This is a genomic window from Streptomyces sp. GC420 (assembly GCF_009916105.1).
Taxonomy (GTDB): domain Bacteria; phylum Actinomycetota; class Actinomycetes; order Streptomycetales; family Streptomycetaceae; genus Streptomyces.
This window is the reverse complement of the sequence record NZ_JAAAXQ010000285.1, coordinates 1-11,039: the sequence shown is the minus strand read 5'-3', so window position 1 is coordinate 11,039 and position 11,039 is coordinate 1. Positions and strand designations below refer to the sequence as shown.

General features: G+C 73.8%; 10 protein-coding genes and 2 pseudogenes. 7 read left to right on the top strand and 5 right to left on the bottom strand.

What is annotated here, in order from left to right:
* Positions 1 to 41 precede the first annotated feature (41 nt).
* Positions 42 to 1,325 (bottom strand): diacylglycerol kinase family protein, encoded by a 1,284-nt coding sequence (locus tag GUY61_RS27780; protein ID WP_166633000.1) that lies wholly within the window; start codon positions 1,323 to 1,325, stop codon positions 42 to 44.
* 405 nt (positions 1,326 to 1,730) lie between these two features.
* Between GUY61_RS27780 and GUY61_RS27775 the strand changes: the two genes are divergently transcribed.
* The 4 genes from GUY61_RS27775 (at position 1,731) to GUY61_RS27760 (ending at position 6,862) form a co-directional block, all read left to right on the top strand.
* Positions 1,731 to 4,484: a LuxR C-terminal-related transcriptional regulator gene (locus GUY61_RS27775; protein ID WP_166632999.1), complete on the top strand. Its 2,754-nt coding sequence runs from the start codon at positions 1,731 to 1,733 to the stop codon at positions 4,482 to 4,484.
* Positions 4,485 to 4,672: 188 nt separating this feature from the next.
* Positions 4,673 to 4,870, top strand: a complete 198-nt coding sequence (locus GUY61_RS27770) for a hypothetical protein (RefSeq protein WP_166632998.1) — start codon at positions 4,673 to 4,675, stop codon at positions 4,868 to 4,870.
* 36 nt (positions 4,871 to 4,906) lie between these two features.
* On the top strand, positions 4,907 to 6,286 hold the full coding sequence (locus GUY61_RS27765) for a hypothetical protein (protein ID WP_166632997.1): 1,380 nt from the start codon (positions 4,907 to 4,909) through the stop codon (positions 6,284 to 6,286).
* A 159-nt stretch (positions 6,287 to 6,445) separates the two neighbouring features.
* Positions 6,446 to 6,862, top strand: coding sequence for an SHOCT domain-containing protein (locus tag GUY61_RS27760; RefSeq protein ID WP_166632996.1), 417 nt, complete (start codon positions 6,446 to 6,448; stop codon positions 6,860 to 6,862).
* A gap of 187 nt (positions 6,863 to 7,049) precedes the next feature.
* On the opposite strand, the gene GUY61_RS27755 is transcribed toward GUY61_RS27760, so the two are convergent.
* A complete protein-coding gene (locus tag GUY61_RS27755) occupies positions 7,050 to 7,535 on the bottom strand; it encodes an SPW repeat protein (protein ID WP_208106532.1) in 486 nt (161 codons plus the stop codon).
* Between the two features lie 217 nt (positions 7,536 to 7,752).
* Here GUY61_RS27755 and GUY61_RS41960 point away from each other — a divergent pair.
* Positions 7,753 to 8,115, top strand: a pseudogene (locus GUY61_RS41960) (DUF2795 domain-containing protein); the annotation flags it as partial.
* A 189-nt stretch (positions 8,116 to 8,304) separates the two neighbouring features.
* Here the strand turns inward: GUY61_RS41960 and GUY61_RS41955 are convergent.
* Both GUY61_RS41955 and GUY61_RS27745 read right to left on the bottom strand, forming a co-directional pair.
* Positions 8,305 to 8,601, bottom strand: a pseudogene (locus tag GUY61_RS41955) (hypothetical protein); the annotation flags it as partial.
* A 133-nt stretch (positions 8,602 to 8,734) separates the two neighbouring features.
* Positions 8,735 to 9,172 (bottom strand): ATP-binding protein, encoded by a 438-nt coding sequence (locus GUY61_RS27745; protein ID WP_313896889.1) that lies wholly within the window; start codon positions 9,170 to 9,172, stop codon positions 8,735 to 8,737.
* Between the two features lie 682 nt (positions 9,173 to 9,854).
* Here GUY61_RS27745 and GUY61_RS27740 point away from each other — a divergent pair.
* Positions 9,855 to 10,124, top strand: coding sequence for a DUF2630 family protein (locus GUY61_RS27740; RefSeq protein ID WP_166632994.1), 270 nt, complete (start codon positions 9,855 to 9,857; stop codon positions 10,122 to 10,124).
* A 79-nt stretch (positions 10,125 to 10,203) separates the two neighbouring features.
* Here the strand turns inward: GUY61_RS27740 and GUY61_RS27735 are convergent, their stop codons facing one another.
* A complete protein-coding gene (locus GUY61_RS27735; RefSeq protein WP_398957121.1) occupies positions 10,204 to 10,512 on the bottom strand; it encodes an MBL fold metallo-hydrolase in 309 nt (102 codons plus the stop codon).
* On the opposite strand from GUY61_RS27735, the gene GUY61_RS27730 reads away from it, so the two are divergent.
* Positions 10,462 to 11,039: MBL fold metallo-hydrolase (locus GUY61_RS27730; RefSeq protein ID WP_166632993.1), on the top strand; the 578-nt coding region annotated here is incomplete at its 3' end. The two genes, GUY61_RS27735 and GUY61_RS27730, sit on opposite strands and share 51 nt — an antisense overlap.

Below are 11,039 nucleotides of genomic sequence, written 5' to 3'. Positions count from 1 at the left end.
CTGGGCCGAGGCATGGCTCCGCACCACCGGCATCGACACCTTCACCCCCCAGGCCAGGTCCGCCGGCGCGCTCCCGGCCGGTGCCGCGGCAGCCGCACCCGCAGGGCGCCGGGTTCGATCCGGCAGCGCACGGGGGCCGGCACGGTGAGGGCCTCCCCGTCCACACCGACCGGCACGGTCGGGGTGTCGGCTTCGACGACGACCTCCCGCGCGGTGAGCGCGGTCAGGCCCGGCGCGTTCCTGCCCCGGAGCATGCCCGCGGCCTGCACCGCGTTGTCCACCCGGACGCCCAGCACCCCCAGCACCCCCGAGTCGAGCCTCTCGCGGCGGCCGAGCCCGGCCGGGTCGTCCGTGCGGTACGGGTTGTTGCTCACGAGGACGGCCTGAGGCCGGTCGAGGGACGCGCCGGCCCCGGTGCGTACGGACAGGTGCGGGCCCGACTGGTGGGTCAGCAGGTCGGGCAGCAACTGGAGGACCGTGCGCACCTTGTCGTCGCGGTACGCGGGACTCTGCACCACGGCCGCGTACGCGCCGAACGAGGCATTGTTGACGAACACCCGCTCGCCGATGAAGCCGAGATCGACCCGCGTCTCGACACCGTCGGTGAGCGCGTCCAGGCAGGTCGAGGGGTCGTCCCGGTCGAGTCCCAGGTCCATGGCGAAGTGGTTGCGGGTCCCCGCGGAAACCACCATGAACGGAAGGTTCCTTTCGGCCGCGACGCCGGCGACCAGCGCCTGGGTGCCGTCGCCCCCGGCGACACCGAGCAGGTCGGCGCCCTCGTCGGCGGCCCGCTCGGCGAGCGCCCGTACGTCCTGCGGGTGCGCCGGGTCGAGGACGACGACCTCCGCTCCCCGCGCCATGGCCCGCTCCACCAGGCCGAACCGGTCCACCTTCCCGCCGCCCGAGCGCGGGTTCATGATCAGGAACGGGTGGGCGGGCCTCGGCACCGGGACTTCCACGGGCCCGGCCGACTCGCCCGACACGGCAAGCGCGTACTTGCCGCAGAGGACGGCCCCCGCCCAGAGCGCGAGGGCGACGAGCACCACCCACAGCAGTTCGGCGGCCGCGAAGAGTGCCAGTACGACGACGGGCGCCGTGACGGCGAGAGCCACCGCCAGGGCCCTCGCCGTTCCTCGCGAGACCAGCGCCCACCACAGTGCCGCCGCCGTGACGACCAGTCCGGCCAGACCCACCCCGACCAGCGCGACACTCGCCAGTCCCGCGAAGAGCAGCACGACCAGCACGGCGGCCGCGGCCGCCGTCAGTGCGAGGCGCGCCGCCCGGCGCGGATCCGCCCGTCCTCCCGCAGGCACAGCAGTCGGCATGAGACCTCCCTCGCGCGGGTGCCGGCCCATGCCATCACGGGCCTCGCGGCGGCGCGTCACCCGGTCCGGGGGATTCCGGCCCCGGCCCGAGGGGCTCCGGCCCCGGCCCGAATGGCTCCGGCCCCGGGCCGAGGGGTTCCGGCCGGGGCAGGGCGCGTACGCGAGAGGGCGACCACCTGGGACCGGATGGGCACGGCCCCGCGTGGCGATCATCACCCCCCGAGCGTTTCATGGAGTTACCGGCCGGTTCGGACGTGGGCCGTCGGACGCCGGTTCCCCCGGCCTGCCGGACCGGCTCACACGCCGGAGCCGGACGGGCCCGACATCGTGTGCGCCGTGCGCCGGATGCCGGCGGCAGAGGAATCCGCCGCACCCGCGCCGGTCCTGACCTCGTGGCGGTGGCCGATGGCCTCACTCAGAACAGCGACGGCCGACGAGGGGATCGGCGCGGTCCTCTCCGGCGACCACCTGCTCGCGGCGAAGTTCGAACCGCCCGCCGAGCTCCGCACCCACGTACGGCGCCGACGGCTCGTGAACCGGCTCACGGGCGCGGTGTCCGGTCCGCTCACGGTGGTCACCGGCCCGGCCGGTTCCGGGAAGACGACCGCCGCCGCCTCCTGGGTACGGTCGGGGGCGGCCCCGGGGCCCGTCACATGGCTGACCCTCGACGCGTCCGACGACGTCCCCGGCACCTTCTGGGCCTATGCACTGGAGGCGTTCGCACGGCGTCTCGTGCCGCTCGGCGAGCGGGCCGGGGCCCCCGGTCCCCTCACGGCCGCGGGCCACGGGCGGCTCTCCTCGCTGGTGTGCGCCCTGGACCGGCTGCCCGAGCCCGTGGTCCTGGTGCTCGACGGTCTGGACAAGCTGCACGACCGCGAGGTCACGCGCTCCCTGGAGTTCGTCCTCGACCACGCGCGGGGCCGGCTGCGCCTGGTGCTGCTCAGCCGCGTGGACCCGATGCTGCCCCTGCACCGCTACCGCGCCGAGGACCGCGTCACCGAGATCCGCGCCGCGGAGCTCGCCTTCACCCCGCACGAGGCGGGGCTGCTGATGCGCCGCCACGGACTCGCGCCGGACAGGGACACGGTGGACACGCTCACCGCACGAACCGACGGCTGGGCCGCCGGACTCCGGCTGTGCGCCCTGGCCATGGAGAACTCCGCAGACCCGGACGGATTCGTCCGGTCGCTGGCAGCGTCGGAACGGGCCGTCTCCGACTACCTCCTCGCCGAGGTGCTGGACGCGCAGCCCCCTGCCACCCGGGAACTGCTCATGCGGGTCAGCATCCTGGACCGCGTCCACCCGGAACTCGCCGACGCGCTGACCGGGCGGAAGGACTCCGCGGCCGTCCTGGACCGGCTCGTCCGCGCCAACGCCTTCGTCGAACCGGTCGGCGACACCCCGTGGTGCCGGCTCCATCCACTGTTCGCCGGTGTCCTGCGGACGTATCTGCGCCGCGGACACCCCGGGCTGGAGTCGCGGCTGCACCGCCGGGCGGCCCGGCTGCTGGCTGATGCGGGCCGGCCCGAGGACGCCCTCCGCCACGCGACGGCCGCGGGGGACTGGCGGTACGCGTGCGCGCTCGCCGTCGAGCGGCTGATGGTGGGGCGCCTGCTGACCGGCCCGGACGCGGACCGCCTCGCCGGACTCTTCGCCCGCATGCCGGACGACGTACCCGGCGCCGGGCCCGCCCTCGTCGCGGCCGCCTGCCGCCTGGCCGCGCACGACCTGCCGGGCTCCCGCGCCCGTCTCGCGGCCGCCGGCCACCGCCTGCGTCGTGAGACGGGCCGGGGCGGTCCCGCCCCCAGCCCGGAGACGCGGCTCACCCATGCTCTGCTGACCCTGCTCTGCCGGTCCACCGGCGCCGCCGCGGGGAGCGGACGCGCCGCGCCGGCCGGCGACTGCGCGGAGCCGGCGCGCGAGGCGGCCCTGCATGCTGCGGCGCTCATGGACCAGGTGCCGGCGTACCGACTCAAGGAGCACCCCGAGACCGAGGCGCTGCGCCGTTACGGGCTGGCCTGCGCGCTCCTCGGGTGCGGCCGCCTCGACGAGGCCGTCACCGCCTTCGCCGAAACCCTCGGCGCCTGCGCCGGCGCCGAGTCCACCCGCGCGGTTCAGCACGCGGCGCTGGGCCGGCTCGCCCTGGCCGAGGCGGCCCGCGGGGCGCTGACGGCGGCCGAGGAGCACGCCGCGCACGCCGTGGCCGTGGCCCGGAGCCATGGCGTGCCGCACTCACGCCGCTCCGGCGCCTGCAGGCTCGCGCTCGCCGCCGTGGCGGTGGAACGGGACGACCCGTACACCGCGTACCACCACCTCGACCTGGCGGAGGACTTCCCCGACGTGCACGACGATCCTTCGCTGGCCGTCCAGAGGGCTGTCCTGCGCTCCGCCTGCGAACTGGCGCGCGGGCGTCCCGGCAGGGCCGCGGACGTCCTCGCCGGCAGCGGAGCCGGCCGCGCACCGTGGGCCGCCGCCCGGCTGGCTCTCGCACGCTCGGCGGTGGCCCTGGCCGTGGGCGACCCCGCTGCCGCCCTCGCCGCGCTGCACGCTCCCGGCCCGCAGGGTGCTCCCGGGGACGGGGACGGGGACGGGGACGGACCGCCGCCGGAACCGGAGGCGCCGGAGAGCCCCGACCCGGCCCGCACCGTCGCCGTGGCCCTGGCGGAGCTCGCCGCCGGGCACACCGAGCCGGCCCTGCTCCTCGCCGCTTCGGTCGAGGAGTCCTCCGCGGCGGGTCCGGGCGAACGTGTCAGGGCGTACCTGGTGCGTGTTCACGCAGCGGTGCTGCGCCACGACACCGCCACGGCCCGCGCCCTGCTCGCGCGAGCCGTGGACACGGCGCGCCCGGAGGGGCTGAAGCGGCCCTTCACGGAGAGCGGGCCATGGCTCCGGCCCCTGCTCCGGGACCGGGACCGGGGTCGGGACCGGTCCGGGGCCGTGCTGCCTGACGGTCCCGGTGCGGTCGTCGAGCGGCTCAGCCGGCGTGAGCGCGAGGTGCTCGCCCATGTGGCTCTGATGATGTCCACCGAGGAGATCGCCGCCGCACTTCACCTCTCGGCGAACACCGTCAAGACGCATCTGCGCAGCGTCTACCGCAAGCTGGGCGTCTCGCGCCGCCGGGAGGCGGTGGAGCGGGGCCGCGAACTCCATCTCCTCTGAGCCGCCCACCGCCGTCCCGTCCGATCTGCCCACCGTCGCCCCGCGGCGTCCGTGGCCCGCGACGCCTCAGGCGCCTTCGCGGATCACCGTCCTCAGATCACCACATACGGGTGATGCCGGCCGTACACCGCCGTGCGCAGCATTCAGGAGACCCCGGCGCACGCCGGGGAGGGAGGAGCGGCTCACGCATGCGGTACGAGTTCCGTGTCACCGGCGCTGTCTCCTCGTCCCTGACCGAGGCGTTTCCCGAACTCGAGGGCGTGCCGGCCCCGCGGCAGACGCTGCTCTTCGGCGAGATCACCGACGAGGCGCATCTCTACGGGCTCCTCCTGCGATTCCAGGACCTCGGCCTGCGGGTCGAGGAGATGCACCGTCTGCCGGACTGACGACCGCCCTACTTCGGACCCTGGCGAGGAGGACCCATGGACCCGTCCGGCCCCCCCGTACCCGGAGGCGGTGACCGCCCCTCCGACGGGCGCCCGCTGACCGCCGCCCAGCGCGAGGAGTACGAGCGGCTGCGCGAGGCCTCCGCCGTGCGCCACCGGCATCTGCGCTACGCCGCCGCGTCGGTGCTGCTCCTGCTGGCGTTCCTCCTCGCCCCGGTCTCCGTGGTCGCGTCCTGGGTGGACGACGAAGTCTCCGACACAGACCGGTACGTCCAGACGGTCGCGCCCATCGCTTCCGAGCCCGCCGTCCAGAGTGCGGTGACCGAGAAACTCACCAGTCGCATCGTCGGCGAGGTGGACGTGGCCGCGATCACCGAGTCCCTCGCCAAGGTCCTGAAGGACTCGGGTGCGCCCCCGAAGGTGGTGGACAGCGCCGATCTGCTGACCGGCCCGCTGAAGAACGCCCTCGACTCCGCCGTGCGCGGCGTGGTGACCCGAGTGGTCACCAGCGACCAGTTCGAGCAGATCTGGGAGAACGCCAACCGCCGCGCCCACGCCGTCGTGGTGAAGGTCCTCACCGGCCAGGGGAGCACCGCCGTCCAGACCCGGGGCGACACGATCGAACTCGATGTCGGGGTGCTCGTCGAGGAGGTCAAGCAGCGGCTGGTCGACTCGGGGTTCGGCCTGGCCTCGCAGATCCCCGAGGTGGACCGGACGATCCCGCTCGTCCAGGTGGACAAGCTCGACGAGGCGCAGGACGCCATGCGCCTGCTGGACGTGGTCGGAACCTGGCTGCCCGTCGTGGCCGTCGCGCTCGCCGCGCTGGCCGTCTGGACGGCCCCCGCGCACCGGATGGCGCTGATGGCCGCCGCGATCGGCGTGGGCGTGATGATGATCCTCCTGCTCGTCGCCCTCGCCGTGATGCGCCGCGTGTACCTCGACTCCGTTCCGCCCACCACGCTCCCCCAGGACGCCGCGGCCGCCATCTACGACACCCTTGTCCGCTTCCTGCGCGAAGGGACGCGTACGGTCCTGGTCGTCGCGGTCATCACCGCGCTGGCCGCGTACCTCTACGGGCCGGGACGCGGCGCTCGCTTCGTACGCGCCGCAGCCGCCAAGGGCACGGGTGCCACCGGACGCGCCATGGCCCGTGCGGGCGGCCGCACCGGCGCGGTCGGCCGCTGGCTCCGGGCGAACCGTCGCTGGACGACGGGCGTCGTCATCGCGGCCGGGGTGCTCGCGCTGGTGCTGTGGAACCACCCGACACCGGGGGCGGTGGCACTCGTCCTGGGACTCGTCGTACTCGTCCTGCTCGTCCTCGGCGTCCTTGCCGCGGCCTCGGGCGAGCCGGAGCGTGAGCCAGAGCCGCGACCCACCGCCGGCGGCCCGGGAGACCGCCGTCCGAGGGCCGCCTGACCGGAGGCTCCGGACCATTCGCCGGGCCTGCGGGCGAAGTCTCACCCCTGCCGGGTGAGGTGCCCGGCCGCCGCTGGGCAACATGCTTGCTTCGCCAAGGACATGCTGGCTCCGCACGGAGACAGATCGAACAATCGAACAGGAGAACGGGAGAGGGACATGGGCGACTACGTGTACGTGGCCTACGACTACCCACTGCTGGGAGCGTTCTGGACCATGCTCTGGATCTTCCTCTGGGTGCTCTGGCTGTTCCTGCTCTTCCGGATCGTCGCCGACATCTTCCGCGACGACACCCTGAGCGGCTGGGCCAAGACGGCATGGCTCGTCTTCGTGATCGTGCTCCCCTTCCTCGGCGTTTTCGTCTACGTCGTCGCCCGGGGAAAGCAGATGGGCACCCGGGAGCAGCAGCACGCACGTGCGCAGCAGCAGGCCGTCGACACCTACATCCGGGAGACGGCGGGCACCGCGGGGCGTACCAGCGAGGTCGAGGAGCTGGCGAAGCTCTCCGAGATCCGCGCCCGCGGCGACATCTCCGACGAGGAGTACCGCCGGGTCAAGGAGAAGATCCTGCACTGACGACGGCGTGGGCTCGTGGCTGGACTTCGACACGGCGCGGGCGCGCCTACGAGGCGCGTACGGCAGCAGCAGGGCTAAGGGGCGGCGGCGACTCGGGAGTCGCCGCCGCCCCGTGTGCGGGTTGCGCGATGCGGGTGCGGCCGGTGAAACCGCCGCCGGCCGCGGAGGTACGTTACGGCGGATGCCCCTAGCGGGTGCCGGCACCTCCGTACGACGCGCCGCGCCTTCGGCCGCCGCCCTCGGCCGCCCTCGCCGCCGCACTGGCTGCGAGGGCGAGGAGCAGGGCGACGGCGCCCACGATGATGTTGTTGACGACGGTGCGGGTGGTGTCGACGTTGCCCGACACGACCCACGGAGCGATGATCGTCCACGCGCCGAGTGCGCAGGCCGCCCACGCCATGCTGTGGGTCCGCTCGTAGGCGCGGCCGAAGCCACCGCTCATGAGCAGCGCGAAGGCGATACCCACGATCAGGTTGTTGACGGCCAGCGTGGACAGACCGTTGAACCCCGCGATCCACGGGGAGGCGGCGAGATACAGGCCTGTGACCAGGGCCATCGTCTCGACGGCCTGGGCCCGCGGGGTGGTCGTCGCGCGTTCGGCCATGTCATGGCGGTTGCGCATGGCGAGGATGTCGGGATGGGACTCCATGCCCGGCCGGGATGAGGTCGTCATGCCCATCACCTCCAGTTCACAATGAGGGACGAATCGGTCGTGGTCGGGCGCGGGTACCCCCTGCCCCACGGGGAAACCGACGACCGGCGGAAGGCAACGACGGCGCAGGAAGACCGTGCGTCTCGTTCTGTGTTAGTTCGCCCCGTCCGGGTACCCCGGCCTGTGACTCACGAACAGACGGCGCCGCCGCGTCACGGACCCTGGGAGGTGTCCCCCCATGCAGCGAGGCAGCAACCCGGTGAGCCCGCACAAGGACGACGAGATGAAGCACGCGTTGCAGGGCTATCTGCGATCCGGGCAGCACACCCACACGCAGGACGCCCTCGATCCCGAACCGGTGGCCGACGACGACGTCCGGGTGCACCCCGGCGGGCCGGTGCCGCCTCCGGGTGAGGAGCGCGAGCGTGCGCAGGCCCGGGCCGATGCCGAAGCCCTGCGGTTCGAACTGGCCCGTCATCTCGACCGCAAGTCCTACCCCGCCGACCGGCAGTCGCTCACCAGGACCCTGGCGGAGCGGCACGCCCCCGACGAGGTGCTGGACGCGGTTCGGGATCTTCCCTCCGAGGGCAGCTACCGCAACCCGGAGGAGATCGTCCGGGCCGTCGTGTCCTGTCCCCGGCTGTCGCCCGCCGTTCCGGGCGGGCGTGCGAGGCGGATGCCGAGCGGCCGCCACCGGGGCGGGCGGCACCGCGGGGAATCGGGCGGCCAGAGCGTGGTCCAGCGTGGGGTACAACGGGATGATCTTGTCGAGGCCGATCAGCTGGATGACGCGGAGCGCGGGCTCGCCGGCCTCGCTCAGCCGGATCCATCCCCCTGCCGACTCCGTGGCGTGGTGGGCCCGGAGAAGGGCGTTGATGCTGCTGTTGATGCTGCTGGAGTCCAGGAACGTCGTGCCCTTCAGATTGATGACGACGCACGGCCTGGGGGCGTCGGGGGCAGTGTGAGCGCCTCTTCCAGGGCGGGCGCCGTGGTGGCGTCGAGTTCGCCTGCCGCGGTGACGACGGTGATCCCCCGGGGGTGCGGGTACGGTCGATCCGTGCGCGAGCGTCCTGCATGTGCCTTCCACCCCTCATCCGCCGCGGCGTTCCGGCCGCCGGTTGAGCGGACGGTGCCCACCCGGCGAGGTCCGGACACCTGCGAACGCACAGGTGCCCGGGTCAGCTTCGCCGGTCGTCTTACGGATCCGGCGCCCGGCACGTTCAGGTGACGGCGATGCAGACGCGGACCGTCTTGCCGGCCGGGGTGCGCTCCTCCTCGACGGCGACGCACAGGGCGTGCACGATCTCGAGTCCGTGCTGTCCGATCCGTGACGGGTCGCGCGGCAGCGGGGCGGGGGTACTGGGCGAGGTGTCGGTCACCGAGACCTCCAGCGTCCCGTCACGCAACCGGAGGCCGAGCCGGCACGGCCCCGGCGCGTGCCGGACCACGTTCGTGACCAGTTCGCTGACCACGAGCCTGACCGCGTCCCGCTGCCGCCGGGCCACCTGTACGCCCCTCGCCGCCGCGTCGTCGAGGAACGCGTCGGCGAAGTCCCTGGCGGCGGGGATCATCGACGGGTCCCCGGCGTAGGCGGTGCCTGCACGCAGCGCGGACAGCGGGGCTGTGCTGCGGTCCTCCTTACGTGCGGACTGGGTCACTTCAGGCCCTTTCCAGTGCGCGGGATCCACAATGTGCCTGGTCGCACTCGTCGACGGTGAGCCTCCCGCGACTTCGCCTCGCTTCATGGTCGTCTTCCGTCTACCCGCTGGGGACGAAAAGTGACCTGCGCCGGTGGCGGTCGTGTGCCGGATCTCCCGCGAGGGCGCCGGGCGGCGTCCTCCGCGAGGCGGCTCCGGCGTGCCCGCGCGGGACTGAACCGCGCACGCGGCCCGCCCTCGGGGAGTGCCGGAACGCAAACGAGCGGCAGCGAAGGACGGGCAGCGGGGCGATCGTGAACGGGCCCGGCCGATGGCCGGGCATCGGCTCCGCCATCGGGAGCCCGGACGGAGTCGAGCCGGCGCGGCGGGCGGGCTCTCTTCCCGCCGTCCCGCCCGCACCTCGCCGGACACGGGGAAGGACTGGGCCCACCCATGGCTCTCATCGACGTGTCCGCCATCGTCCGCCTCCCTCTCGGGCTCGCTCGTGCCGGATCGCGCTCGTCGTGCCGGTTTTGGCCCGGTGCGGCGCCGCCGGTGAGCGGCGCCCGCCGGGCCCGGCCGGCCGGTCTCTGCGGCCGTCTGCCCCGTCCGGGCACGCTCATCGGGCGCGCCAGGCACACGTCAGGTGTCAGATTGGAGGAGAGGACCGTTGTCACCGGCGGACGAGGAAGGGCCTGTTCCGATGACGCAGCAGCAGCACGAGAGCGATGCCGAGAAGCTGATACTCGACCGGATCACGGCGATGATCGCCGAGGAGAGGGACCTGCGCGAGCAGCTCGCGGGCGGCCGGATCGACTCGTCGACCGAGCAGTCCCGGCTCGGTGACCTGGAGCGGCAGCTCGACCAGTGCTGGGACCTGCTCCGCCAGCGCCGCGCGAAGGTCGAGGCGGGCCAGGACCCCGCGGAGGCCCGGGCCAGGCCCGCCGGCCAGGTTGAGGACTATCTGTCCTGAACCGCGACGGGTCGGGACTGTCCGCCCTGAACCGCGGCGGTCCCGGTGACCGTCATCGCCGGGCGGGGACCGGTGACGTTCACGAGGCGAGGTCGCGGGCGCGCCGTGCCGCCTCGCGCACCGGCCCCCGGTGCAGCGGGCCGTGGCCGGGAAGCAGCACGTCGGCGGCCACCCGCTCCATGATGTCCAGGGAGGCGCGGGTGCGTTCGCGGTCCTTGTCGAACATTTCGGGCAGCAGCTGGGGGCCGCGGGTGGGCGAGGTGGGGTGCCCGCTGACCAGGGCGTCTCCCGAGACGAGGACACCGGCCTCCGGCAGTTCTCCGGAGGAGTGCGGGTCATGCGCGAAAACACCCTCGTCCGCGTCGCCGACGGCGTCCACCTCGTTCACGGCAGCAATACGAACTGGGTCATCCTGAGCGACGGCGACGCGGCCACGCTCATCGACTGCGGCTACCCCGGTGACCGGGAGCTCGTCCTGGAGTCTCTGGCGGCGACCGGGCACAGACCGGAGGCCGTCGCGGCGATCCTCGTCACCCACGCCCACAACGATCACATCGGTTCCGCCGAGCACTTCAGCCGCGCCTACGGCACCCCCGTCCTCCTGCACGAGGACGAAGTGCCCCACGCACGCCGGGAGTTCCTGCACCAGGTCTCCGTCGGCACGGTGCTGAGGAACGCATGGCGCCCCGGGGTGCTCCCGTGGGCCGTGCACGCCATCCGCTCGGGCGGCACCGCGGACTCCCGCGTCACCGGCCCACGGGCGTTCCCCACGACGGGCCCGCTCGACCTGCCGGGGCGTCCGGTGCCCGTCCACACTCCGGGCCACACCGCGGGTCACTGCGGGTACGAACTGCCGGAGGCCGGTGTCCTCGTCTCGGGAGACGCCCTGGTCAGCGGGCACCCCACCTCGCCCAC